The 24,687-nt window shown below is 32.8% G+C and carries 23 protein-coding genes; 5 read left to right on the top strand and 18 right to left on the bottom strand.

Going from position 1 to position 24,687, the window contains the following annotated elements:
• Window positions 1-46: 46 nt before the first annotated feature.
• From QLQ96_RS05820 to QLQ96_RS05840, 5 genes are all read right to left on the bottom strand, one after another.
• The gene (locus QLQ96_RS05820) at window positions 47-556 is read right to left on the bottom strand and encodes a DUF2480 family protein (RefSeq protein WP_482495452.1); all 510 of its coding nucleotides are present in this window, start codon (window positions 554-556) and stop codon (window positions 47-49) included.
• Between the two features lie 75 nt (window positions 557-631).
• Window positions 632-955, bottom strand: a complete 324-nt coding sequence (locus QLQ96_RS05825; protein ID WP_012023258.1) for an SUF system Fe-S cluster assembly protein — start codon at window positions 953-955, stop codon at window positions 632-634.
• Between the two features lie 87 nt (window positions 956-1,042).
• Window positions 1,043-1,468 carry a SufE family protein gene (locus tag QLQ96_RS05830; protein WP_482495455.1) on the bottom strand — a complete coding sequence of 142 codons (426 nt, stop codon included), beginning with the start codon at window positions 1,466-1,468 and terminating at the stop codon, window positions 1,043-1,045.
• A gap of 2 nt (window positions 1,469-1,470) precedes the next feature.
• The gene (locus QLQ96_RS05835) at window positions 1,471-1,896 is read right to left on the bottom strand and encodes a hypothetical protein (protein ID WP_482495457.1); all 426 of its coding nucleotides are present in this window, start codon (window positions 1,894-1,896) and stop codon (window positions 1,471-1,473) included.
• A gap of 4 nt (window positions 1,897-1,900) precedes the next feature.
• Window positions 1,901-3,115: an aminotransferase class V-fold PLP-dependent enzyme gene (locus QLQ96_RS05840; RefSeq protein WP_482495459.1), complete on the bottom strand. Its 1,215-nt coding sequence runs from the start codon at window positions 3,113-3,115 to the stop codon at window positions 1,901-1,903.
• A gap of 220 nt (window positions 3,116-3,335) precedes the next feature.
• On the opposite strand from QLQ96_RS05840, the gene QLQ96_RS05845 reads away from it, so the two are divergent.
• Window positions 3,336-4,685 carry a serine hydrolase domain-containing protein gene (locus tag QLQ96_RS05845; protein ID WP_482495461.1) on the top strand — a complete coding sequence of 450 codons (1,350 nt, stop codon included), beginning with the start codon at window positions 3,336-3,338 and terminating at the stop codon, window positions 4,683-4,685.
• Window positions 4,686-4,865: 180 nt separating this feature from the next.
• On the opposite strand, the gene sufD is transcribed toward QLQ96_RS05845, so the two are convergent.
• The 8 genes from sufD to QLQ96_RS05885 all read right to left on the bottom strand — a co-directional run bounded on the left by sufD (window position 4,866) and on the right by QLQ96_RS05885 (window position 10,298).
• Window positions 4,866-6,182, bottom strand: coding sequence for a Fe-S cluster assembly protein SufD (sufD, locus tag QLQ96_RS05850; RefSeq protein ID WP_482495463.1), 1,317 nt, complete (start codon window positions 6,180-6,182; stop codon window positions 4,866-4,868).
• A gap of 117 nt (window positions 6,183-6,299) precedes the next feature.
• Entirely contained in the window at window positions 6,300-6,668 is a 369-nt protein-coding gene (locus tag QLQ96_RS05855) for a four helix bundle protein (RefSeq protein ID WP_482495465.1), read from the bottom strand.
• A gap of 49 nt (window positions 6,669-6,717) precedes the next feature.
• Window positions 6,718-7,464, bottom strand: a complete 747-nt coding sequence (gene sufC / locus QLQ96_RS05860; protein WP_008466070.1) for a Fe-S cluster assembly ATPase SufC — start codon at window positions 7,462-7,464, stop codon at window positions 6,718-6,720.
• An 11-nt stretch (window positions 7,465-7,475) separates the two neighbouring features.
• The gene (locus QLQ96_RS05865) at window positions 7,476-7,964 is read right to left on the bottom strand and encodes a flavodoxin family protein (RefSeq protein WP_482495467.1); all 489 of its coding nucleotides are present in this window, start codon (window positions 7,962-7,964) and stop codon (window positions 7,476-7,478) included.
• A gap of 6 nt (window positions 7,965-7,970) precedes the next feature.
• Window positions 7,971-8,243 carry a Txe/YoeB family addiction module toxin gene (locus tag QLQ96_RS05870; protein WP_482495469.1) on the bottom strand — a complete coding sequence of 91 codons (273 nt, stop codon included), beginning with the start codon at window positions 8,241-8,243 and terminating at the stop codon, window positions 7,971-7,973.
• Window positions 8,234-8,431 (bottom strand): DUF2683 family protein, encoded by a 198-nt coding sequence (locus QLQ96_RS05875; RefSeq protein WP_482495471.1) that lies wholly within the window; start codon window positions 8,429-8,431, stop codon window positions 8,234-8,236. Before QLQ96_RS05875 ends, QLQ96_RS05870 begins: the two co-directional genes overlap by 10 nt.
• Window positions 8,432-8,446: 15 nt before the next feature.
• Window positions 8,447-9,895 carry a Fe-S cluster assembly protein SufB gene (gene sufB, locus QLQ96_RS05880; RefSeq protein WP_482495473.1) on the bottom strand — a complete coding sequence of 483 codons (1,449 nt, stop codon included), beginning with the start codon at window positions 9,893-9,895 and terminating at the stop codon, window positions 8,447-8,449.
• A gap of 73 nt (window positions 9,896-9,968) precedes the next feature.
• Window positions 9,969-10,298, bottom strand: coding sequence for a HesB/IscA family protein (locus tag QLQ96_RS05885; RefSeq protein ID WP_482495475.1), 330 nt, complete (start codon window positions 10,296-10,298; stop codon window positions 9,969-9,971).
• A gap of 332 nt (window positions 10,299-10,630) precedes the next feature.
• Here QLQ96_RS05885 and QLQ96_RS05890 point away from each other — a divergent pair, with 332 nt between their 5' ends.
• Together QLQ96_RS05890 and QLQ96_RS05895 are read left to right on the top strand one after the other, a co-directional pair.
• Entirely contained in the window at window positions 10,631-11,539 is a 909-nt protein-coding gene (locus tag QLQ96_RS05890) for a hypothetical protein (RefSeq protein WP_482495477.1), read from the top strand.
• Window positions 11,540-11,617: 78 nt separating this feature from the next.
• Complete coding sequence (locus QLQ96_RS05895) at window positions 11,618-12,472, top strand: MBL fold metallo-hydrolase (RefSeq protein ID WP_482495478.1); 855 nt, start codon at window positions 11,618-11,620, stop codon at window positions 12,470-12,472.
• 57 nt (window positions 12,473-12,529) lie between these two features.
• Here QLQ96_RS05895 and QLQ96_RS05900 read toward each other — a convergent pair whose 3' ends face one another.
• From QLQ96_RS05900 to QLQ96_RS05920, 5 genes are all read right to left on the bottom strand, one after another.
• A complete protein-coding gene (locus QLQ96_RS05900; protein ID WP_482490791.1) occupies window positions 12,530-13,396 on the bottom strand; it encodes an IS3 family transposase in 867 nt (288 codons plus the stop codon).
• Entirely contained in the window at window positions 13,396-13,830 is a 435-nt protein-coding gene (locus tag QLQ96_RS05905; RefSeq protein WP_482490792.1) for a transposase, read from the bottom strand. Before QLQ96_RS05905 ends, QLQ96_RS05900 begins: the two co-directional genes overlap by 1 nt.
• Window positions 13,831-13,938: 108 nt before the next feature.
• A complete protein-coding gene (locus QLQ96_RS05910) occupies window positions 13,939-16,236 on the bottom strand; it encodes a LamG-like jellyroll fold domain-containing protein (RefSeq protein ID WP_482495480.1) in 2,298 nt (765 codons plus the stop codon).
• A 151-nt stretch (window positions 16,237-16,387) separates the two neighbouring features.
• The gene (locus QLQ96_RS05915) at window positions 16,388-17,077 is read right to left on the bottom strand and encodes a hypothetical protein (RefSeq protein ID WP_482495482.1); all 690 of its coding nucleotides are present in this window, start codon (window positions 17,075-17,077) and stop codon (window positions 16,388-16,390) included.
• A 3-nt stretch (window positions 17,078-17,080) separates the two neighbouring features.
• On the bottom strand, window positions 17,081-20,761 hold the full coding sequence (locus tag QLQ96_RS05920; protein WP_482495484.1) for a T9SS type A sorting domain-containing protein: 3,681 nt from the start codon (window positions 20,759-20,761) through the stop codon (window positions 17,081-17,083).
• 302 nt (window positions 20,762-21,063) lie between these two features.
• Here QLQ96_RS05920 and QLQ96_RS05925 point away from each other — a divergent pair, with 302 nt between their 5' ends.
• Complete coding sequence (locus QLQ96_RS05925) at window positions 21,064-22,698, top strand: S8 family peptidase (RefSeq protein ID WP_482495486.1); 1,635 nt, start codon at window positions 21,064-21,066, stop codon at window positions 22,696-22,698.
• Between the two features lie 64 nt (window positions 22,699-22,762).
• A complete protein-coding gene (locus QLQ96_RS05930) occupies window positions 22,763-24,643 on the top strand; it encodes a M1 family metallopeptidase (RefSeq protein ID WP_482495488.1) in 1,881 nt (626 codons plus the stop codon).
• Window positions 24,644-24,687: the final 44 nt, after the last annotated feature.

Here is a 24,687-nt window from a genome sequence, read left to right on the forward strand (position 1 = left end):
CTAAAAACCAATGGAAAGTTAAGGGATGTTAGCCTGTTATTGCAGGTTATTTCTTAGATTCTTTGTATAAAGGTACTGCTGAACATGCCTCGCCGTACATAATACTTCTTGCAAATGGCTGAAGATAAGTGGTAGCCAAAATGTAAGCACGCATTGGAACTGGTTTTTTAGAACAGCCTTTTACGATTACCGGTTTACTTTTATAAACTGAATAATCTAGTTTGCTTAAAATTTCTTCGTACAAACTTGCGTCAAGATCTTCGATGGTTCCGTTGACTACTTTTTTGGCAAATGGCGCCAAATGAACGCTAACCAAAATTAATGCCCAAGCCGGAATTATGGCGTCTGTACTGCAATGTACCGCCACATATTGATCTTGATATTGCGCCCAATCGTGATTTTTAAGATGTTCTCTAAAGTCTTTTTCTTTCAATAAAAATCCTTCCAAAAGCCATTGCGAAATGTCAATTTGCATACGCATTCCCTTTGGATAATAATCCTCTAAATCAAAGACTTCTAAAGCACTATTGGCAACTTTATTGATAATTTCTTCCATTTTTTTTTAAGTTTTCAGTCACAGTTTTCAGTCGCAGCTGAACACTGAGACTGAGACTGTAAGCTGTATACTTTTTTAAAGCATTCCTAATTCTAATTTCGCTTCTTCGCTCATTAAATCTTTGCTCCAAGGCGGATCGAAAGTAATTTCAACGTCTACATCTTTGATGTTTTCAATTGTTTTTACTTTTTCTTCTACTTCTCTTGGCAAACTTTCAGCAACTGGGCAGTTTGGAGAAGTAAGTGTCATTAAGATTTTTACTTCGTAATCTGTGTTTACCATTACATCGTAAATTAATCCTAATTCGTAAATATCTACAGGGATTTCAGGATCGTAAATGCCTTTTAAAACTCTTACGATTGATTCTCCTAATTCGTTTGTGTCTATTTCTTGTTCCATTTTTTTGTTGTTTTTTTGCCACGAATTTCACAAATTTCCCGAATTAAAAATTAGTGTTAATTCGTGTAATTTGTGGCGGAGAAAAATTTAATTTTTGTTTTTAGCATCAAAAGCCAAAGCGTACATTTTGATGTTTTTAATCATCGAAACCAAACCGTTGGCACGTGTTGCTGATAAATGTTCTTTTAATCCGATTTCGTCAATAAAATCAGTATCTGCTTCCAGAATATCTTTTGCTTTTTGATTTGAGAAAGCACGAATTAAAATCGCGATTATTCCTTTTGTCAAAATAGCATCGCTGTCTGCGGTGAAAACAATTTTATCATCTTGCTGTTCACCTTGCAGCCAAACTTTTGACTGGCAGCCTTTGATTAAATTCTCGTCGGTTTTGTATTCTTCTTTGATTAACGGAAGACTTTTTCCTAATTCGATGATGTATTCATAACGCTGCATCCAGTCATCAAACATTGAAAATTCGTCTATTATTTCGTCTTGAATTTCTTTTATCGTCATAATTATTCTTTAGAAAAATCAACTAATAAATTTACTAGTTTTTCGATTTCTTTTGGAGGAAAACCATTGTCGAAACCTGGAGTTTCATAGGTTTTTCCATCTTTTGTTACTTTTAAATTTCCTATTGCAGCACCATCATAAGTTCGTTTATCAGTAGGTGCTTTTAAAGTGCTTAAACTTTCCAAATTAATTTTTGAAAACGCATCGACGATTTTATTCCATTTTGCATCATCGATATTGTTTTTAACAGGTTCAGCGTTACGATCTTTAGCAACAGAAACTGTTTTGTCTTGAAGAGTTATCACTTTATAATAACCTCTTGAAAGGGCAGAATATTCAATTTGAGTCGATTTCATATCTGCTTTTTTTTGACTGCAGCATCCTGATGCAATAAAAAGTGTTACAAGTAATATTGATAGTATTCGCATATTTTTAGCTTAACATAGTTTGTGCTTTTTTCACAGCATCGACCATTGCGTCAATTTCTTCTTTTGTATTGTAGAATGAGAAAGAAGCACGAATCGTTCCTGGAATACAGAAAAAATTCATGATTGGTTGCGCGCAATGATGTCCTGTTCTAACCGCAATTCCTAATTTATCTATAATAGAACCAACATCATACGGATGGATTCCATCAATATTAAACGAAATTACAGAAGCTTTATTTTTTCCTGTCCCGTAGATTCTGATGCCTTCAATTTCAGATAAACGTTTTGTAGCGTGATCTAAAAGTTCATGTTCGTATTGTTGAATATTTTCAAAACCAACTTCATTTAAATAATCAATTGCAGTTCCTAAAACAATTCCGCCAGCGATATTTGGAGTTCCAGCTTCAAATTTATGAGGAAGATCAGCGTAAGTTGTTTTCTCGAAAGTAACTTCTTTAATCATTTCTCCACCACCTTGGTAAGGAGGAAGTTTGTTTAGCCATTCTTCTTTTCCATATAAAATCCCAGTTCCGGTTGGACCGCACATTTTATGACCAGAAAAAGCATAAAAATCACAATCTAATTCCTGAACATCTGGCTTTAAATGTGGAACAGCCTGTGCACCATCGATTAAAACGGCTGCACCAACAGCGTGAGCTTTGTCAATGATATATTTAATTGGGTTAATGATTCCCAATGCGTTTGAAATATGATTTACAGTAACGATTTTAGTTTTATCAGAAAGTAATTTGTCGAATTCATCGATGATTAATTCTCCGTTTTGATCAATCGGAATAACTTTTAAAAGAGCTCCTGTTTTTTCGCATAACATTTGCCAAGGCACAATATTGCTATGATGCTCCAAAGAAGAAACTACTACTTCATCGCCAGGTTTTAAAATAGAAGCAAATCCGTTTGCGACTAAGTTAATTCCGTGTGTAGTTCCTGATGTAAAAAGCACTTCGTGAGCATGTTTTGCATTGATGTGTTCTTTTACTTTTCCACGAGCAATCTCGTAAGCATCTGTTGCTAACTGGCTCAAAGTGTGAACGCCACGGTGAATGTTAGCGTTGATTTCTTGATAATATTTTACTTCGGCATCAATTACAACTTGTGGTTTTTGCGAAGTAGCTCCGTTGTCGAAATATACTAATGGCTTTCCGTTTACAGTTTGAGAAAGTATCGGGAAATCAGCTCTTATTTTTTGAATATCTAGCATGTCTTATTTAGAAAAAATCTATTTACAAAAGTACTAAAACTAAATTTGTTTATACAGAAATTCTATAATTTCCTTTTATGATGCCATTGTTTAAAGACGTAAATGTCGATTCTTTAAAAATCAATTCGGTTTTCTGAATTATCCGAATCAGAATTATAATTTGAGTTCTAAAAACGTGAACATAAATTATTTATATTGCAATAAAAATAACTTGATCATCATGAAAAAATTTCTCAAAGTATTATTGCTTGTAGTGGTTCTTGCTTTTTTATATTTCGGATTTACGACTTATCTGAAACTCGATTTGATTTCAGGATTTTCAGCTAAAAGTGTTGCTTCTGGGCATTTTATCGACAATCGTTCTTTGGATTTAATTGAGAAAACCGACAATGATATCAATATGGTTGATTTGGCTAAAAACACAATTGATGATGCTGGAAAATTTGCTGTTTCTTCGGTTTATGGATTGAAAGAAAGAAAAGCAATTTATAGAGAAGGTTTAGGAGCTACTTTGATTAATGATGATTTTGATGTTTCAAAACCATATTTGCTTCCGAAAAGAACGAAATTAGAAAATAATCTTCCTTTTCCATATGGAAATAACGAACCAAAAGATACGGCGTTTTCGAATGTTGATTATTCCAAATTAAAGAAAGCGGTTGATAATGCTTTCGACAAAACTAGCGGAAGAATTAAAAGAACTCGTGCGGTTGTAGTTTTATATAAAGATCATTTAGTAGCTGAAAAATACGATACAGGATTTAACAAATACAGTAAAATTTTAGGTTGGTCGATGACGAAAAGCATCACAAGTTCGGCTTTTGGCGTTTTAGCAAAACAAGGTAAAATCGATATTTATAAACCTGCTCCGGTTGCAGAATGGAAAAATGACGAACGTAAAAATATCACGCTAAACGATTTGCTTCACATGAATTCTGGTTTAGAATGGGAAGAGAATTATAGCACAATTTGCGACGCTACAAAAATGATTTTACAAGCCGAAGATATGGGAAAAATGCAATTGGATAAACCAGCGCAATTCAAACCCAATACGCATTGGAATTATTCGTCTGGAACAACCAATTTATTATCTTTAATTCTAAGAAGACAATTTAAAACACAACAAGAATATCTTGATTTTTGGTACAGCGCCGTAATCGACAAAATCGGAATGAATTCGATGATTGTTGAACAAGATATGAGCGGAACTTTCGTAGGTTCGTCATACGGATGGGCAACCCCACGCGATTGGTCAAAATTTGGATTATTATATCTCCATAAAGGAAACTGGAACGGTGAACAAATTCTAGACGAAAATTGGGTAAAATACACTGCAACTCCAACAAATACTTCGGATGGAAAATATGGTGCTCAATTTTGGTTAAACGCAGGCGGAAAATTCCCAGACGTTCCTCGTGATATGTTTTATTGTAGTGGTTATCAAGGGCAAATGGTGGCAATTATTCCTTCTTTAGATATGGTGATTGTGAGAATGGGAGTAAGAGAAGAAGAACCGGGATTTGATTTTAATGGGTTTTTGAAGGAGGTTATTGATAGTGTGAAGAAATAGTTGTCTATTCCTGCAAGGTTTTCAAAACCTTGTAGGGTATAAAGTTTTGAGTTTCGATACCTACGAGGTTTTGAAAACCTCGCAGGAGAGACGCAAGATACAAATGCAAAAAGTTCGCAAAGCTTAATAAAAACTTTGCGAACTTTGCGTAACCTTTGTGTCTTTGCGGTAAAACCCCGACTACAAATCAAATCCTAAATGCACGCCTAATTTCGTAGCAATGATTTTAGTAATTCTTTGTTTTAATTCTGGTATTTTAATGCTTTCGATAACGGCATTTGAGAATGCGTACATCAATAAAGCTTTAGCTTCTTTTTGCGGAATTCCACGAGACTGCATGTAGAACATTGCTGTTTCATCAAGTTGTCCAACAGTACATCCGTGAGAACATTTTACGTCATCAGCAAAAATTTCCAATTGTGGTTTTGCGTTGATTGTCGCTTTATCACTCAATAAAATGTTGTTGCTTTTTTGGAAAGCATTTGTTTTTTGAGCTTCTTTTTCAACCAAAACTTTTCCGTTGAAAACTCCTGTCGAACGATCAGAGAAAATTCCTTTATAATCCTGGAAACTTTCGCAATTTGGCGTTGCGTGGTTTACCAAAGTATAATGGTCAACGTGTTGTTTGTCATTCAAAATAGAAATTCCGTTAAGCGTACTTGTCAATCTTTCTCCAAAATGGTAAAAGTTCAAGTTGTTACGCGTAAGATTTCCACCGAATGAAAACGTATGAACGTAAGCGTGGCTTTCTTGTTGTTGAGAAACATAAGTGTTGTCAATTAAGTTCGCCTCGCTGTTGTCATTTTGAATTTTGTAATAATCAACAATCGCACGTTTTTGAGCAAAAATCTCTGTAACAGAATTTGTTAAAACCGGATTTTCATTCAAACTTTGGTGACGCTCGATAATTTGAACATGTGAATTTTCCCCCACAATAATCAAATTTCGTGGCTGAACCATTAATGCTGATTCGTTTCCAGTTGAGAAATACATAATCTCAATTGGTTTGTCGGCTACTTTTTTCTTCGGAATATTGATAAATGCACCTTCCATTGCAAAAGCAGTATTCAATGAAGTCAAACTGTCATCTTTGCTTGCAATTTGATTAAAGTAAGTGTCAATAATCATTTTATATTTTGGTTTGGTCAATGCCGATGACATCAAACAAACATCAATTCCGTCATGTGTTGTAGAAGACAAATGCGAACTGAAAACACCATCAATAAAAACTAATTTATAAGTGTCAATTTCATGTAAAAAATATTTTTTTACCTGATTGAATTCGATTGCATTTTCCTGCTTTGGAAAAACCGTAAAGTCATTTTTTAAGATGGCGTTTAGCGATGTATATTTCCAAGCTTCTTCTTTTTTGGTTGGGAAACCTTTATTTTCGAAGTTTTTTATAGCATTTGTACGGATGTCATGCAAATCTGAATGCACATCAACACGCTCTTCAAAAGCCATAAAAGACGATACTAATTTTTCTTTTAAATCCATTTCTTTTTTTAGTCTTAAAGTCGAAAGTCGAAAGTCGAAAGACTTTAGATTGTCGACTATTTTTGTGAAAAAATCATAAATTAAGTTGAGTCTGAAAAGACTTTACAACTTTTGACTTTATGACTTTTGACTCAAATATTTAATGAAACCGCTTAATAATTTCGATATTTCTGTAACCGATTCTAAAAGCATTTCAAATTCTTCCTTTATAATATATTCTAAATCAAAAGCTAAATATAATTGAGATCTAACTTCTCCTGCAGATGCTTTGGCTACATATAAAAAATAAACAAACTCTTTATCTGTATTTCTTTCAAAACCTTCTGCAATATTTGATGATATAGAAAGCGATGCTCGTCTTATTTGTCTAACGAAATCAAAGTCTTTTTTAAAAGTAGAATTTTCAGTAGCCAGATATATTTTTTTATTGAAGATTCTTGATTTTTGCCAAGAATTTATTTCTTCAAAAGATCGGAACTTACTCATCTAGTTTTGGACTTTATGACTTTAGACTTTAAAACTTTACGACTCAGAATTAATTCTCTGCTTTAATCCAGTCGTATCCTTTTTCTTCTAATTCGTAAGCTAACTCTTTTCCTCCTGATTTTACAATTCTTCCGTTGTAAAGAACGTGAACGAAATCTGGAACGATATAATCTAACAAACGTTGGTAGTGCGTGATAACGATAATTGCGTTTTTGTCGCTTTTTAATTTGTTTACACCATTTGCAACAATTCTTAAAGCATCGATATCAAGACCAGAATCGGTTTCGTCAAGGATTGCTAATTTTGGCTCTAACATTGCCATTTGGAAAATCTCGTTTCTTTTTTTCTCTCCTCCAGAAAAACCTTCGTTTAAAGAACGAGATAAAAATTTACGGTCGATTTCTAACAATTCAGATTTCTCACGAATCACTTTCAGCATTTCGTTTGCAGGCATTTCTTCCTGTCCGTTTGCTTTACGAGTTTCGTTGATAGCCGTTTTCATAAAGTTAGTTACACTAACTCCAGGAATCTCTACCGGATATTGAAAAGAAAGAAAAACACCTTTGTGTGCTCTTTCTTCAGGAGCTAAATCAGCAAGATCTTCTCCGTCAAGAATTACCTCTCCGTCTGTAACTTCATAATTTTCGTTTCCTGCGATAACAGCAGAAAGTGTACTTTTTCCAGAACCGTTTGGTCCCATTATCGCGTGAACTTCTCCAGCTTTAACTTCTATATTAATTCCCTTAAGGATTTCTTTATCACCAATCGCGGCGTGAAGGTTTTTTATTGATAACATTGTTCTTTATTTTATATAAATGTCAATTCTATTTTTGTTTGTTGGTTTAGGATGTTTGCATTGTAATGCGCGTGTCCTAAATATTCCATGCCTAAATAATCGGCTGATTTTTGAAACGGAATGTAAAAACTCTCTTCGATTTCATTATCGTGTGAATTTGTGATTACTCCGATTTTCTTTCCTCTTAGTTTTCTTCCGGTCTCTTTTTCAATTCGGATTAAATCTGAAATCCTGTCGAAAAAAACCTTCATAATTCCGCTCATATTATACCAATAAATGGGCGTTGCAAAAATTAAAGTGTCATACTTTTCGATAATTCCTCTTATCAGAGGCAAAAAATCATCGCCTATATTTTTGCTTTCGTAATCATAATAGGAAATAGTATAATCACTTAAATTAATTACATCTATGTTGTGTTCTTTCGAAATTTCATCCACAATTTTTGTTGTGTTTCCGTTTTTTCTTGAAGAACCTAAAATGATGACTTTTTTATTTTCCATTAATACTTATTCGTAATGTCCTTTTAGCGAAAGGATATTTAGTATTTCTATATTGTTTTCTTCAGTAATTCTGTAAATTATTCTATGTTCCTTATCAATTCTTCTTGACCATCTTCCAGCCAATTCATATTTTAATTGCTCTGGTTTACCAAGCCCTTCATAAGGATGAAGTAAAATATCTTCAATTAAACTTGTAATTTTATTCATTACCGATTTGTTTCCCGATTTCTTCCAAAAAATAATATCTTTTTGTGCTTTTTCAGAATAAATTATTTCCACAAATCTTCAACTTTTATTTTAACTCCTTTTCCTTCTTCAATACTTTTTTCTGCGTCAAGAATTTCTTTTACAAAATCTGAATTATATGGCTTCTCTTTCTCTTCAACAATTTCAAAACCAAGAGATTTAGCCAGCGATTTTAAAACTGGAAAATCTTTTTTCTTTACATTTTTTAAGATGATGTCCATAATTTTTGTTTTTTATTATCCTACAGAACCTTCTAAAGAAATCTCTAATAATTTTTGAGCTTCAACAGCAAATTCCATCGGAAGTTTGTTCAATACATCTTTACTGAAACCGTTTACAATTAAGGCAATCGCTTTTTCAGTCGGAATACCTCTTTGGTTGCAATAAAATACCTGATCTTCTCCAATTTTACTTGTAGTTGCTTCGTGCTCGATTTTTGCAGATGGATTTTTACTTTCGATATAAGGGAAAGTATGCGCACCACAATTGTTACCCATTAATAATGAGTCACATTGAGAAAAGTTTCTTGCATTTTCTGCTCTTGGCGAGATTTGCACTAAACCACGGTAGCTATTTTGTGATTTTCCAGCCGAAATACCTTTAGAAATAATAGTCGATTTAGTATTTTTTCCTAAATGGATCATTTTTGTTCCAGTATCTGCTTGTTGGAAATTATTGGTAACAGCGATAGAATAAAATTCTCCTACTGAATTATCTCCTTTAAGTACGCAAGAAGGGTATTTCCAAGTTACAGCAGAACCTGTTTCAACTTGTGTCCAAGAAATTTTAGCGTTAGTTTCGCATAAACCTCTTTTAGTTACGAAGTTGTAAACTCCACCTTTTCCTTCTTTATTTCCAGGGAACCAGTTTTGAACTGTAGAATATTTAATTTCAGCATCATCCAAAGCGATTAATTCAACTACAGCAGCGTGCAATTGATTTTCGTCACGACTTGGTGCTGTACATCCTTCAAGGTAAGAAACATAACTTCCAGCATCAGCAATAACTAGAGTTCTTTCGAATTGTCCAGTTCCTGCTTGGTTGATTCTGAAGTAAGTTGAAAGTTCCATTGGGCAGCGAACGCCTTTTGGAATGTAACAGAAACTTCCGTCAGAGAAAACAGCTGAATTTAAAGCAGCATAGAAATTATCTTTCTGAGGAACAACTGTACCTAAATATTTTTTTACTAATTCAGGATGTTCTTTGATAGCTTCAGAAATTGGACAGAAAATAATTCCTTTTTCAGCCAAAGTTTTTTTGAAAGTAGTTGCAACAGAAACAGAATCGACAACAATATCCATAGCGACATTGTTCATCATTTTTTGTTCGTCAACAGAAATCCCAAGTTTTTTGTACATCTCTAACAATTCCGGATCGACATCGTCCAAAGTTTTGTTAGGATCTACAGCTTTTGGAGCCGAATAATAAGAAATTGCCTGAAAATCTGGCTTTTCGTAGTGAACATTTGCCCATTCTGGCTCGATCATTTCTTTCCAAGCGCGGAAAGCTTCGATACGCCATTCGGTCATCCACTCAGGCTCTTCTTTTTTAAGAGAAATAGCTCTTACGATTTCTTCGTTTAAGCCAATAGGGAAAGTTTCAGATTCTATATTGGTATAAAATCCGTACTCATATTCTTTAGTTTCCAGTTCGATTTTTAAATCGTCTTCGGTGTATTTGCTCATTATATTTTAATGTTGTCTTAAAGTTGTAAAGTCATTCAGCAGTCTTTGAGACTTTATGAATTTCGGCTTTCGACTAAAGCGAAAATGATTCTCCACATCCGCAAGTTCTGCTTGCGTTAGGATTGTTGAAAACAAAACCTTTTCCGTTTAATCCGCCAGAAAATTCTAGAATTGTCCCAGCTAAATAAAGGAATGATTTTTTTTCAACAGCAATTTGTATGTCGTTGTCAACGAATATTTTGTCGTCTTCTCCTTTAGATTTGTCAAATTTTAAATCGTAAGACAAACCAGAGCACCCGCCACTTTTTACGCCTACTCTTACGTAGTCGTTTGCGGCATCAAAACCATCATCAGTCATCAGGTCGATGATTTTCTTTTTGGCAGTATCAGAAACTTTTATCATTTTATATAGTATTTATCTTTTTCAACATTCCTTTTAAATCATTCAAAAATAGTAATCAAATTATTACAATTAAAGTGCTGTATGTCAATGTTGAAATGAAATTATCTGCAAAGATACGACTTAAAAACCTTTTTCCATAACGGTTCACATTATTATAACAAATGTTAAAATAGATATTACTTATTTTGACAAAATTGAAGTCAAAATTAGAAAAGGAATTATTTTTTTTTTAATCGGGCCGCAAATATCGCTCCTAAATGTTAAAAAACAAGTATTTCTACTGATTATAGCCGTTTTATATTTGGTATTTTTGCGGAAAATTGTGAGTAATTATGAAAAAACAACAGAAAAATAAGTGGTTAAAACCCTTATTAGTAGTAATTTTTGTTTTTGGATTAGGTGCTGCAGTCCTAGTTTTTAGCAGTGAATCTGATAAAAAAGAAGATAAAATCGAAAATAAAAAAGACTTCGCGGTTAATAGCGAAACAACTGAGCAGGAAAACATTTTAGATTCATTAAACACACTGAAAACAGCTTATGATCTTACTATTCTTGAAAAAACGGCTTTATCTAAGGAGTTGGAATTAGAACGCAAGAATGTTGAAAATTTAATCGAAATAATTAAGGTTTCGCAAAACCCATCTGTTGATCAAATTAGAATTTATAGAAATCAACTTTCTGGATTGAGATCTTCGTTGGACAGTAAAGTGATGGAGATTAAAAAATTGAAATCTCAGAATAAAAATTTATTGACAGAAATAGAAAGCCAAAATGTTGTCATGTACCAGCAAAAGGCAGAAAATGACACATTAATTTCTAAACAAAAGGAATTAGAATCTACTCTTAAAGATGCTTCAAGGCTTTATTTAAGCAATTTTAAAGCAATTGCACTTCGCGAAAAAAGTTCTGGAGCAGAACTGGAAACGTCAAAGGCAAAGAGCACAAAAAAACTAAAAATTAGTTTTACCGTTAACGGAAATGCCGTTGCAAAGACAGGAAGAAAAGTCTTTTATGTTCAGGTTTTAGATCAAAAAAACACAGTTTTAGGAGACAATAAATTGATCGAATTTGGAAATGATAAAGCGCTGGTTTATAGTTTTATTGTCAGCGCCGATTTTCAAGGTAAATATCTAAATGCTTATGGAATTTTAAATGCTGATCAGTTTAAGAAAGGAACTTATTTTGTGAATTATTTTGATAAACAGGAAATAATGGGAAGCACTTCCATCACATTAGAATAATCGAAAAGTTTTTAATCTTAAATTTTTAGCAAAAGGAGTTTGAATTTTCTAGCTTTGTTCTTTTAGAAAATCATTCTCATGAAACTTTACCCAATAGAATCTGGAAATTTTAAGTTAGATGGAGGTGCAATGTTTGGCGTTGTTCCTAAAACAATTTGGAATAAAACGAATCCTGCCGACGCTAATAATCTTATCGATATTGCTGCGCGTTGTTTATTAATTGAAGATGGAAATCGTCTCATTTTAATTGACACGGGAATGGGCGATAAACAATCGGAAAAGTTCTTTGGATATTATTCACTTTGGGGGTCGCATTCTTTAGATAAATCTTTAGCAAAATACGGATTCAATCGTGATGATATTACAGATGTTTTCATGACGCATTTGCATTTTGATCATTGTGGAGGAAGTGTGCAATGGAATGCTGCCAAAACAGGTTACGAGCCTGCTTTTAAAAATGCTAAATTCTGGACAAACGAAAACCATTGGGAATGGGCAACAAAACCAAATCCTCGTGAAAAAGCTTCTTTCCTTTCGGAAAATATTCTGCCAATGCAGGAAAGCGGGCAATTGAATTTTGTTGAAAGACCAGAAACTGATTTTGGTTTTTCGAAGGAATTAAATTTCGACATTTACTACGTTGATGGCCATACCGAAAAACAAATGATTCCGTACATCAAATACCAAGATAAAACGATTGTTTTTTGTGCCGATTTATTAGCCACAGCTGGGCATATTCCGCTTCCTTATGTTATGGGATACGATACAAGACCTTTGCTGACAATGCCAGAGAAATCGAAATTTTTAAATTTAGCTGCAGATAACAATCATTATTTGTTTTTAGAACATGACGCTCATAATCAGATTATAACTGTTGAACACAAAAAAGGAGTTCGATTAAAAGAGGTTTTTACTTGTGAAGAAATTCTTTAAACAGAATATTGACTAGTCCTAAATAATCGATACAGATTATTAGACAAATATATTTAATTAAACACCTGTAATATTTTTTATTGCGGGTGTTTTTCTTTTATAAGTTCTCATCTTTACTACACTTTGTTGATGCATTTGACTTGGAGTGAGCATATAATTGGAATAATGTGGTCTTTTGTTATTATAAATGTCAATTGCATTTTTTACTAAAACCTTTATTACATCAAGTTTTAGATTAAACTTGTCAATATTAAATTCTTGTTTTAAAATTCCATTTATTCTCTCAGCTACTGCATTCTCATAGGGATCGGAATTTTCTGTCATACTGCATTTTATATTGTTTTTATGTAATAGTTTTTGATATTGATCAGAACAATATTGTATTCCTCTATCTGAATGATGTATTAATGTTTTGCCTCTATCTCTGCGTTTTTTTATTGCATTTTTTAAAGCTGTTAAACTACTATGAGCATTCATATTATCTGCGACATTAAAACCCATTATTCGTTTAGAGTAAGCATCAGTTATTAGACTTAAATAACATGGATTCTCTTTTTTTCCAATATAGGTTATGTCTGATACCCAGACTTGCTCCGGCCTGCAGATCTGTAGCTCTAATATTTGATTTTGATGTTTTCTAAATCTATGATGAGAGTTTGTTGTTATATGATAAGAACGTTTTGGCATTATCAGTAAATGATTTGCTCTAAGTATATCTATAAATTTATCTCGGCCTATTTTAAGTTGATTCAACTCGCTTTTTAAAAGGTAATACAGTTTTCTTGCTCCAATTCGAGGCATTGTATTTCTAATTTTCAAAACCATATTAACAACTTCTGAAGCCAAAAGCTTCCTGGAGTTACTTTTTTTTACTCGACGATAATAAACCTGCCGGTCAATCCCGAACAAAGTACAGGCAAACATTATTGTTTGTTGGTGTTCTTTTTTAAAATGGTCGATTGTTCGGGTGGTGAGTTTTTTCGAATGTCAATTTGATATTCTTTTTCTGCTATATCAATCATCATATCGAAAATAATAGCTTTTTTATCAGCGACGAAAGCCTGCTGTTCTAAAAATGCTTTTTGTTTTTCTAATAACTTCACTTTGGCTTCAAGTTCCATTATTTTCTGTTCAGGAGATTTTTGCATAATAGAAGGTGTTTGATTGTCCCAATCAAAGTTACCAAATTTTCGCAGCCACTGAACAATTGTTGAACGGGATTGAATAGCATAATCTTTTTTAACTTGAGTAATTGAGGTTCTTCCTTGTTCTATTTCTTGAACAATTTGAAGTTTAAAAGACATACTGTAATCTTTCTGGGTGCGCTTAATATATCGCAATTCTTGATCTTTTTCCATAATGATACTTTTTGTGTATCGCTATTTCAGGACAAGACATATTTTAAATATAAAAAATCCCATTTTCAACTGAATGAAAATGGGATTTTTTGATTTATTTAGTGATGATTATTCTACGATAACTTTTTTCGCAGAAGCGGCATCTCCATTAATTAAAAACACATAATAAACTCCTATAGGCAAGCCAGATAAATTGATTGTATTATCTGTGTTTGCATTGTTTAAAGTAAAAGATTTTACTAATTGTCCTAACGAATTGTAAACTGTTGCTTTGTCTAACGAAATGTTACTAATGTTTATCTCTCCTTTTGTTGGGTTTGGATAAATTACAGCTTGACTGCGAGTAGATTCATCAACGCCCAAAGTTTTACAAGTATTAGCATAAACCGTAGTAGATTCTTTAATATTTGACCAATTTGCATTTGAATAATTCTCATCATCAACTTGTATGCAGCTAAGAGTTGTAAGCCCTAAGAAAGAAGTATACAATCCAGAAGCAGATTTTTTACCAGTTGATGGAAGAATAAAATTAAGGTTATTTCCGTTTCGAATATTTAAAGAAACCAAAGGATTATTCACTGCATATACAATTGTCAGTTTCGTATTTTTGGAAACATCTAATGTCGTAAGCTGATTGTTACTCACGTCTAATGTTGTTAATGAAGTAAAATATTCAAGTCCAGTTAAATCTTTGATGTTGCTGTTTGAAAGATCCAAACTTGTAACAGAACTTACATCTGCAATTGAAATTTTTCCATTTAAGCCGTCAGTGTCAATTCCTAAATCAATTAATTTTTGTTCGAAATTAGTGTCCGAAAGCACCACAGTTGTTGTCTCACATGTGGTATTATAAGTTGCATTTGCATCTTTAAGAGCAGACCAATTTGCGTTTGAATAAACAGCGTCATCAACTTGAATACAAGTCAAATTTGGATTGTTTGTAAATTTTGTATAATTGGTTAAAAGAAAATTTTTATTATTTCCATTCTTCAAATTTAGACTCGTTAATTGATTAGAAACAGCATATAAACCAACCATGGAAGTATTTACGCTAATGTCTAAAGTGGTTAGTTGGTTTTTTGAACAGTTTACATATTCTAAAACTTTATTTTTGCTTAAATTCAAATCTGTTATTTGATTAGACTGACAATACAATTCTGTTAGAGTACTGATTTTAGAAACATCCAATGAGGTTAATTTATTTTCGCGGCAATCCAGCAGATTTAAAGCTGTATTATTACTTACATCTAAACTAGTTAATTGACTTGTATTACAGCCCAAAAATGTTAAAGCAGTATTTGAGCTTACATCTAAAGAAGTATATTGGTTTGAACCCGAATCTAATTTTGTTAACGCCGTATTTGCTTTAACATTTAAACTAGTTAATTGATTGGCATAACAGCTCAAAGTAAGCAAAGCAATATTATTACTTACGTCTAAAGAGGTTATTCTATTGCTACTACAATCTAAAGTAGTTAGAGCGGTATTTTTACTTATATTTAATGTTGTTAATGAATTTTGACCACAATACAAATCAGTTAATGATGCAAAATCTTGTATTCCTGTTAAATCTGAAATATTACTTTTGGTAACGTCTAAGAACATTAGAGTGCTAATATTCTTGGTAAGAACTTTTCCATTTAATCCATCAGTGTCAATTCCTAATTCGATTAATTTTTTCTCAAAATTAGCATCAGGAATCAAGGTATAAGATGGTGGTGCAGGAGTATATAAAGCAGAAAGTTCTGCTGGAGTCAAGACACGATTCCAAATAGCAATATCATCTAAGGTTCCTTCAAAAAAGTCTTTTTCATTGTTTTTTCCTATTCTTAATGAATCACCAAATCCGTTAGGGAACAAATCTGCAGTTCCAGACAATTCGAGAACATTATTGATATATAATGAAAAGAAATTAGTGTTATCATCAAAAGTCAAAGCAAAAAAGGTCCACTGATTATTGAAGTAATTTTTTTGAGATGAAAAAGTTTGTTTTTCAAAAATGACATCTAAATAACCTTTAGAATAAAAACTCATTTTAAAAGCGTTATCTGGATTGTTTCCGTAATTTATTACTGCAAAATCCATGCTTTTGCTAATGGGCGTAGAGGCTTTAAACCAGCCAGTAATAGTTCGGGTATTATTGACTTGAGGATTGTTTGCCAAATAAGGTTGCATGCTACTGTTTATTCCATTAAATGAATAAGCAGAATTGCTATTTCCAAACCGATCAGAGACAGGAGTTAGATTTGAAGGATTTCCGTTGATATTATGTCCGCTTATGTCATTTGCGTTTCCGTTAAAAGGATAGTAAAAAAGCAAACCATTTGCAGGAACATTCGAAGGGAGTGTTTGGGCAAAGGACGATAAACCGATAAAAAAAAGTAATAAAAGTAGTTTTATTCTCATAGAGTAGATTTTTGGTTTTGTTTATACAAGTATACAAATTAATCGTAAATGATTTTCTTACGAATTAAAACGTTTTTAGTCTATAAAAAATCCCATTATCAATAGAATGAAAACGGGATTTTTTGAATTTAACTAATTGTAATTTTAAGATTTAGTTGGTTTTGAATTTCCAAACTTGACCTACGGTTTCACCACCTTTATTGTCTTTTACAACAATTTTCCAATAATACTGCGTAGTAGGCTGAAGTGTAACATCAAATGATTTTGAACTTGCATTCTCGCTTACTTTTGCGGTTGGCGGATTTGCAGTTCCAAAATAGACATCATAAGTAAGAACATCAGAAGCGTCAACATCTGATGCGTTCCATTTCAAACTTGTGGTTGTTGTGCTCACAGCATTGATTGTCGGAGAAATCAATTCTGGCAAAAAAGGCAAATGATTCACAACAGCTTCTCCTGAAGTATAAAATTTAAATGTTGAAGAATGAGCGCTTGACAAACCTTTGCTGTCTGTTGCTTTTACTCTCCAATAATATGCTGTGTTTTTGTCTAATTGCAAGGCGCTTGTAGAAAGCGACGCATTGTCTAACGTAAGTGCAATTTGACTGAATGCATTGTCTTTTGCAATTTGAATCTGATACACAATAACATCTTTCTCTGCATCTGTAGAAGCCACCCATTGAAAGGATACGTTATTGTCTAGACATAATTTATTGTCAACAGGAAGCGAAAGAACAGGGACGCTTGGCGCGGTATTTTCTGCAGGTTTTGGGTCATCACCGCCTCCGCTGCAAGCTGCAAACGATAAACTGATAATCAACAGGTATATAGAGTTCTTCATTTTTTAGTTTTTTATAATTTTAATGTATTCTGGAGTTTCCGAATTGATCTTAGCGGCATAAATTCCTGAAGGTAATTTTTCAAGATTTAAAAGCACTTTTCCGCTTTCAGTATTGTAATTTCCTTTAGAAACCAATTGACCGCCAAAGTTGAATAATTCAATTGAAACTTCCGTTTTTGCATTTGGAATTTCGATTTCAATCGTACCAGAAGTAGGGTTTGGATATGCGGCAAGCATAGTTCCTAATTCATAAGAAGAAACTTTTTTGGCAAAAATACCTTCACAGGCTTTTGCCGTTGCCACTTCAACCAATCCTGCTTTGTCTAAAGCAACCGTAAAATTGGTGTCTGTTGTCTTAAATTGTTCAGTACCATCAACAAATACAGTAAAAGGAGCAGTTCCTTCTGTAATTTCGACTTCTACATTCTTAGCCGTTACATTTGATTTTCCTGTAGTAGTTGCCGCTTTCGGAATAGTTACTTTAAAGTTTTGTTCGAAAATTTCGTTCGGAATAGTAATAGAAATCGTATAGTTTCCAGGAGCTAAATTTGAATAGCTTAAAGTATTATTTGTAAATGATACTGTTTTGTCATTAATTTTTGCCTGATAAGCAAAAGACTCTTTAGCCGTAATGTTTATCGCTCCGTTATTTTCACCTTGACATGATTCTCCTTTTGCTTCAACAGTAAAATTATTAGGAAGAAGCGTAAGAGGTCCAGCGCAATCTTCAGAAAATCTAACATTTGGATCTGCATAATAAGCCCAATTTGTTTTGGCATAAGTTGCATCTGTCACCTGAATACATTTTAAATCAGGATTGTTTTTATAATTAGGAACTTCAAGATTGATATAAAGTTGCTGTATGCCATTTTGTAAATTTAAATTGGTAAGCTTGTTGCCATTGGCATTTACATAAATTACTTTTTTATTATTTGAAATATCAAATGTCGTTAATTGATTATTATAAAAATCAACATATTGTAGCTCTAAATTATTTACAATGTTTAAAACTTTAAGTTTATTATTCGAAATTAGTAAATATGATAATAAAGGATTTTTTGTTAGATCAATTTCTGTAATTTGATTTTCAGATACATAAACATCAGTTAGTTTTGAATTTTTAGATAAATTAATAGCTGTTAAATTGTTTATGGCAGCCGTTAATTTTTTTAATTCAGGTAAAAATGTAACATCCAATTCGTTTAACTGAAGATCACTACAATCTAATTCTCTAAGTTTTAAATTTTTTGAAATATCAAATCCTGAGATCGTATTTGTTCCGCACGCAAGAGTGGTTAGATTGACATTTTTGGTAACATCTAAACTAGTCAATTTGTTCTTTGAACATTTGAATTCTGCTAATGATGTTGATGAAGTTATATCAATATCGGTCAGTAAATTATTTGTGCAATTAAAGTAAACTAAATTTGGCTTATTGGTAGTATTTAATGTAGTAAGCTTGTTATTTTCAACATATAGTTGCGTTAATCCGCTTTGGTTAGAAAGATCCAAACTGCTTAATTCATTAGTGCCGCAAGACAATAAAGATAATTTGCTGTTCGTTACATCTAGATTTTTTAATTTATTATCACTACAGCTAATTTGATATAGCTTTTTATTATTAGTAAGATTAAGTTCTGTCAAGTAATTGCGAGATACATCAATAGAAGACAATTCTAAATTATTTGAAATATCTAGAGATGTTAATTTGTTAGAAGAACAATATAGATTTATCAGCTTTGTATTTTTGCTAACATCCAAACTAGTTAATTGATTTCCCTCACAATATAATTGTGTCAAAGCAGTGTTCTTAGAAACGTCAAGTTTAGTAATTTTTCCGCAGCCACCACCGCTTGTAGAGATACAGCCGCTTCTGCATTCAAATAATTCTAATGCAGTAAAGTCTTCGATACCAGTTAAATCAGCAACTAGAGTTGGATCAACTTTTAATGATTTTACAGTGGCGATTCTTGAAGTTAAAACTCTTCCATCAGCTGTTCCAGAATCGATGCCTAATTCAATCAATTTTTTTTCAAACTCTTTATCAGGAATAGCGGTATATGTAGGAGCAGAACATGCACTAGTATAGTTTACATATGCATCTTTTTGTTTCCAATTTAGAGTAGAATAATTTACATCATCAACTTGTATGCAATATAGACTTGGGTTTCCTGTTAAATTTATACCTGTAATCTTGGTATTATTACCGTTTTTTAAATTTATTTCGCCTAACACGGGATTGAATTGACAATATACCGTAGTCAAATTAACGTTTTTAGAAAAATCAAGAGTTTTAAATTGACCATGACTTCCCGCAAAACGTTGCAAGTTTAAATTTTTAGAAAGATCAATTGTAGTTAATTCTTTTGATCCACAGTCAATTGCTTTTAAGTTAATGTTTTTAGAAACATCTAAAGTTGGGAGTGTGGTATCTGTGAAAAGTAAAGTTTGTAAAGCAATATTATTTGATAGATCTAAACTTGTTAGCGGATTATTAGAACAATCAAGATTAACTAAATTATAGTTTTTTGATATGTCAATAGTTGTAAATGAATTGCCATAGCAATATAATGTCACTAGGCTAGTATTTTTTGAAACATCTAAAGTTGTTAGTTTGTTTCCGGATACATTTATAAGAAGTAATCCTGGATTTTTACCAAGATCAAATGAGGTTACTTTTGTATAAGCACAAGAAAATGAAGTTATATTCTGGTTCTTTGAAATATCAATCGTAGTGATTAAATTACTGTCTACTGATAATAACCATAAGTTAGGATTATTAGCGGTGTTGATTGAAGTTAATTTATTTTCTCCGCAATTTAAATAGTTTAACTTGGTATTGTTAGAAACATCCAAACTAGTCAATTTATTCACAGAACAATCTAGAGATAGCAAATTGATATTTTTAGAAATATCTAATGTTTTCAATATACCATCAGACTCGGCAGTAGGATAAAGATAATTGGCTCCTTTTGCAACCAATGTTTGTAAAGCTGTAAAATCCTGAATTCCTGTCAAGTCAGAAATTACCCTTGTGTCAAGAGTTAATGATGTAACAGTTTTAATATTAGATGTTAATACTTGTCCATCTGTTGCGCCGCTATCAAGACCTAAAGAGATCAATTTTTTTTCGAATTCAACATCAGGAATTTTGGTATATTGTAGAGGAATATCTTTTACATCTACAATTGAAACATTATCAACCAAAATTTCAGAATTAAGAGATCCATAAGTCCAGATATCCAATTCAATATTTTCAGATACAGTCGGAGTATATTCAAATTCTATTTTTCTCCACTCAGTCGTAGAAAAAGTAGCATCCGATTTTTTGATAATTTCTTCCTTAAAAGTGCTAGGTTTATGATACAAACTAAGTTCGATAGAAGTAAATGTTCCTTTCGCAAGCCTGTGATATAAAGTCACTCTATACGTTTTACCAGCTGTTACCGGAAAATAATTAGTATTAATAAAATTAGATGTTCCACTGGCGATCATCATATTGGCACTAGAAGCACCATTTTGCGCGATAGTGCTTTTAGAAACATAGCCACTAAAATATAGTAACCAATTGCTTGGTTGATTCGAGGAACTCCAAGTTTCGAAATCTCCATTCGAAACCAAGTTCGTTTGCGCATTAATAGAAAAATTTGCCAATAATAGCAATAAGAGTAGTTTTGCTTTCATAGAAAAAATTTAGAATTCGATCGGGCAAGTTTAGGCCAATTAAACGGATATTCCTTACGGGAAGCCGTAAGCAATATGTTTTTTGTCGATTTTTCATAATTCAAAAACAAATACATACAGAAAGTATATTTTTAGGTGAGTTGAGTCATTTTTTGTAATGATTTGATTCGTAAATATTTGCAAGAAGTATGGTTTTGAATAATTTTCGTCAAAATTTCATAACACATTGTTAACGGTTAGTTTTTTGTAACAAAAAAGCATAATTTAGACCCATCTTTTAACTTTACTTATAATATAGATACATGAATCATATAAAACCTCTTAAATTATCTGCTTTTGCATTGCTTGTTTTAGCAGGATGTAGCGCTACAGTACAAGCGCAGGTTTCTACTTCAAAAGAGTTTATTACAGCGCCTGCAGCAGTTGTAAAAAAAGCTCCTCTTAGCGAAAATGAATTAAAAAGATGGAGTCATCTTGATTTAATAAAAGATTCAATTCCGGGAATGAGCGTTGACAAAGCTTATGCTGAATTATTGCAAGGTAAAAAAGGGCAGAAAGTAATCGTAGGAATTGTAGATTCTGGTGTAGATATCGAGCACGAAGATTTGCAAGGAATGATCTGGACAAATAAAAAAGAAATTCCAGGAAACGGAATCGATGATGACAAAAACGGATTTATCGATGATGTTCACGGATGGAATTTCCTTGGAGATGCTGTTCATGAAAATCTGGAAATGACTCGTATCGCAAAAAAAGCCGATGACGGTTCTCCAGAATATAAAGCAGCTTTAGCAGAGTATACTAAAAAATATGAAGAAGCTCTTCAAGACAAACAGCAAGCAGATTTTTTACTTGATGTTCATAACACAATTAAAAAAGAACTGAATAAGTCAGATTATAAAATCGAAGACTTAAGCGCAGTTACTTCAACAGATCCAAAAGTCGCAAGAAGTAAAGCAATTATGACTCAGATTTTTACAAATGCTGGCCCAACTTTCAATCCAGAATCTGAATTAACTGAATATAGCGAACAAGTTGAAGATCAGTTAAAATATAATTTAAATAAAGATTACGACGGAAGAAAAATCGTAGGCGATAATCCAGAAGACATTAAAAACAATCATTATGGAAATAATGTTGTTTTTGGTCCGGATAAAGAAAAAGCGCTTCACGGAACTCACGTTGCCGGAATTATTGCTCAAATTAGAGGAAATAATTTAGGTGGAGACGGAGTAGCGAATAACGTTGAAATTTTGACTGTAAGAGCAGTTCCAGATGGAGATGAGTACGATAAAGATATCGCATTGGCAATTCGTTATGCAGTAGACAATGGAGCAAAAGTTATCAATGGAAGTTTTGGAAAAAGCTTCTCTCCGCACAAACAATGGGTTTATGATGCTATTTCTTATGCGGCTAAAAAAGACGTTTTAATTGTTCATGCTGCTGGTAACGACGGTTACAATATCGATGAAGCAAAAAACATCAATTATCCAAACGATTCTAAAGACAACGTAAAAGAATTTGCTGACAATTTAATTACAATTGGAGCAATCAATAAATCATACGGAGAAACGGTTGTAGCTTCATTCTCAAACTTCGGAAAAATAAACGTAGACGTTTTTGCTCCAGGTGAAGAAATCTATGCAACAGTTCCAAACAATAAATACAAATATTTGCAAGGAACATCAATGGCATCTCCAAATGCAGCAGGTGTTGCAGCTTTAATTCGTTCTTACTATCCGAAATTGAAAGCGGCTCAAGTTAAAAAGATTTTAATGGACTCTGGAGTTGCGCTTCCTTCAACCGTTGTTTTAGGAAAAAGTGAAAATCCTGCAGAAAAACCAACTGCTGTTTCTTCTGTAGAATCATCAAAAACAGCTAAGATGGTAAATGCTTACAATGCTTTATTAATGGCAGAAAAGATGTCTAAAAAATAAACGATAATACACTATTAATCCGATGGAAGGGCTAACGCTCTTCCATTTTCTATTACATATAAACATGCGAAAAATTATTTTACTTTCTTTCCTAAGCTTAGGTTTTAACTCAGCTTTTGCACAAAGCGCCCCATATTGGCAGCAGCACGCTGACTACAAAATGGAGGTTTCTATGGACGTAAAAAACTATCAGTACAAAGGAAAACAAGAATTGGTTTATACCAATAATTCTTCTGATACTCTGAAAAAAGTATTCTATCATTTATTTCCAAACGCTTTTCAACCAGGAAGCGAAATGGATGCACGTCTTCATTTTATTAAAGATCCAGACGGAAGAATGGTAAATAAAGTAAAAGGAGCAGATGGAAAAGAAGTAAAACAAAGCCGTATTGAAACTTTAAAACCAAATGAAATTGGTTATTTAAAAATTACAAACTTCAAACAAGATGGTGCTGTTGCTCAAACAAGAGTTTCTGGAACTATCTTAGAAGTTACTTTGGCTAAACCAATTTTGCCAAAATCTAAAACAACTTTTACTTTAGATTTTGACGGACAAGTACCAGTTCAAGTTCGTCGTTCTGGAAGAAACAATTCTGAAGGAGTTGAACTTTCTATGTCGCAATGGTATCCAAAATTAGCCGAATTTGATTTTGAAGGATGGCATGCAGATCCGTACATTGCAAGAGAATTTCACGGAGTTTGGGGTAATTTTGATGTGAAAATTACAATCGATAAAGAGTATACAATTGGTGGTTCAGGATATTTACAAGACAAAAATGCTATCGGACACGGTTACCAAGATGCGGGCGTAACAGTTACATATCCTAAAAAAGCAAAAACACTTACATGGCATTTTATCGCACCAAATGTTCACGATTTTACATGGGCTGCTGATAAAGAATATACTCACGATATTGTAAAAGGGCCAAACGATGTTGATTTGCATTTCTTTTACAAAAACAACGAAAAAACAACTGCAAACTGGAAACAGTTAGAGCCTTTAATGGTTAAAGTAATGGATTATTACAACCAAAGAGTCGGAGCTTATCCATACAAACAATACTCATTTATTCAAGGTGGAGACGGAGGAATGGAGTACGCAATGTGTACTTTAATGTTAGGAAACGGAACTCTTGAAGGAATTTTGGGTACAGCTACACACGAATTAGGACACTCTTGGTTCCAGCATATTTTAGCTTCAAACGAATCAAAACACCCTTGGATGGACGAAGGTTTTACAACTTACATCGAAGACAGTGCTTTGAATGAATTAAAAGGAGACAAAAAAGAGGTAAATCCTTTTGTTGGAAATTATAAAGCGTATTACAGTTTAGTAAATTCTGGAAAAGAACAGCCACAAACAACTCACGGAGATCGTTATGACGAAAACCGTCCGTATAGTATTTCTTCTTACATCAAAGGAAGTCTTTTCCTTTCTCAATTAGATTATTTAATCGGAAAAGAGAATGTTGATGCAACTTTAAAAAGATATTTCAACGATTTTAAATTCAAACATCCAACTCCAAATGATATCAAGAGATCAGCAGAAAGAGTTTCTGGAGCTGAGTTAGATTGGTATTTAATCGACTGGACACAAACTACAAATACTATCGATTACGGAATTGCAGCTGTAGCTGATAATGCAGGAAAAACAACAGTCTCTTTAGAAAGAATTGGAAGAATGCCAATGCCTATCGATCTAAAAGTGGATTACACTGACGGGACTTCTGAAACATTCTACATTCCGTTAAGAATGATGAATTTCATCAAACCAAATCCAAATCCAAACGAGAAAAGAACAGTTCTAGAAGACTGGGCTTGGGCACAGCAAAACTACAGTTTTACAATTGATAAAAACAAAACGTCAATCAAAAAAATCACTATAGATCCAAGCGGATTAATGGCTGATGTAAAACAAACAAATAACGTTTTTGAAGTGAAATAAAACTTCAAATCTGTAAAACAAAAATGCCGTTTAGAAATTTTCTA

The organism is Flavobacterium sp. B167r (assembly GCF_056824315.1).

What these genes read in the sequence shown, in the direction of transcription:
- QLQ96_RS05890 (WP_482495477.1), top strand. Translation starts at nt 10,631, where the DNA reads ATGAAAAAACAACAGAAAAATAAGTGGTTAAAACCCTTATTAGTAGTA.
- QLQ96_RS05910 (WP_482495480.1), bottom strand. Translation starts at nt 16,236, where the DNA reads ATGAGAATAAAACTACTTTTATTACTTTTTTTTATCGGTTTATCGTCC.
- QLQ96_RS05825 (WP_012023258.1), bottom strand. Translation starts at nt 955, where the DNA reads ATGGAACAAGAAATAGACACAAACGAATTAGGAGAATCAATCGTAAGA.
- QLQ96_RS05840 (WP_482495459.1), bottom strand. Translation starts at nt 3,115, where the DNA reads ATGCTAGATATTCAAAAAATAAGAGCTGATTTCCCGATACTTTCTCAA.
- QLQ96_RS05875 (WP_482495471.1), bottom strand. Translation starts at nt 8,431, where the DNA reads ATGGACATCATCTTAAAAAATGTAAAGAAAAAAGATTTTCCAGTTTTA.
- QLQ96_RS05885 (WP_482495475.1), bottom strand. Translation starts at nt 10,298, where the DNA reads ATGATAAAAGTTTCTGATACTGCCAAAAAGAAAATCATCGACCTGATG.
- QLQ96_RS05820 (WP_482495452.1), bottom strand. Translation starts at nt 556, where the DNA reads ATGGAAGAAATTATCAATAAAGTTGCCAATAGTGCTTTAGAAGTCTTT.
- QLQ96_RS05865 (WP_482495467.1), bottom strand. Translation starts at nt 7,964, where the DNA reads ATGGAAAATAAAAAAGTCATCATTTTAGGTTCTTCAAGAAAAAACGGA.
- QLQ96_RS05920 (WP_482495484.1), bottom strand. Translation starts at nt 20,761, where the DNA reads ATGAAAGCAAAACTACTCTTATTGCTATTATTGGCAAATTTTTCTATT.
- QLQ96_RS05905 (WP_482490792.1), bottom strand. Translation starts at nt 13,830, where the DNA reads ATGGAAAAAGATCAAGAATTGCGATATATTAAGCGCACCCAGAAAGAT.
- sufD (WP_482495463.1), bottom strand. Translation starts at nt 6,182, where the DNA reads ATGGATTTAAAAGAAAAATTAGTATCGTCTTTTATGGCTTTTGAAGAG.
- QLQ96_RS05925 (WP_482495486.1), top strand. Translation starts at nt 21,064, where the DNA reads ATGAATCATATAAAACCTCTTAAATTATCTGCTTTTGCATTGCTTGTT.
- sufC (WP_008466070.1), bottom strand. Translation starts at nt 7,464, where the DNA reads ATGTTATCAATAAAAAACCTTCACGCCGCGATTGGTGATAAAGAAATC.
- QLQ96_RS05930 (WP_482495488.1), top strand. Translation starts at nt 22,763, where the DNA reads ATGCGAAAAATTATTTTACTTTCTTTCCTAAGCTTAGGTTTTAACTCA.
- QLQ96_RS05900 (WP_482490791.1), bottom strand. Translation starts at nt 13,396, where the DNA reads ATGTTTGCCTGTACTTTGTTCGGGATTGACCGGCAGGTTTATTATCGT.
- sufB (WP_482495473.1), bottom strand. Translation starts at nt 9,895, where the DNA reads ATGAGCAAATACACCGAAGACGATTTAAAAATCGAACTGGAAACTAAA.
- QLQ96_RS05855 (WP_482495465.1), bottom strand. Translation starts at nt 6,668, where the DNA reads ATGAGTAAGTTCCGATCTTTTGAAGAAATAAATTCTTGGCAAAAATCA.
- QLQ96_RS05845 (WP_482495461.1), top strand. Translation starts at nt 3,336, where the DNA reads ATGAAAAAATTTCTCAAAGTATTATTGCTTGTAGTGGTTCTTGCTTTT.
- QLQ96_RS05835 (WP_482495457.1), bottom strand. Translation starts at nt 1,896, where the DNA reads ATGCGAATACTATCAATATTACTTGTAACACTTTTTATTGCATCAGGA.
- QLQ96_RS05830 (WP_482495455.1), bottom strand. Translation starts at nt 1,468, where the DNA reads ATGACGATAAAAGAAATTCAAGACGAAATAATAGACGAATTTTCAATG.
- QLQ96_RS05915 (WP_482495482.1), bottom strand. Translation starts at nt 17,077, where the DNA reads ATGAAGAACTCTATATACCTGTTGATTATCAGTTTATCGTTTGCAGCT.
- QLQ96_RS05895 (WP_482495478.1), top strand. Translation starts at nt 11,618, where the DNA reads ATGAAACTTTACCCAATAGAATCTGGAAATTTTAAGTTAGATGGAGGT.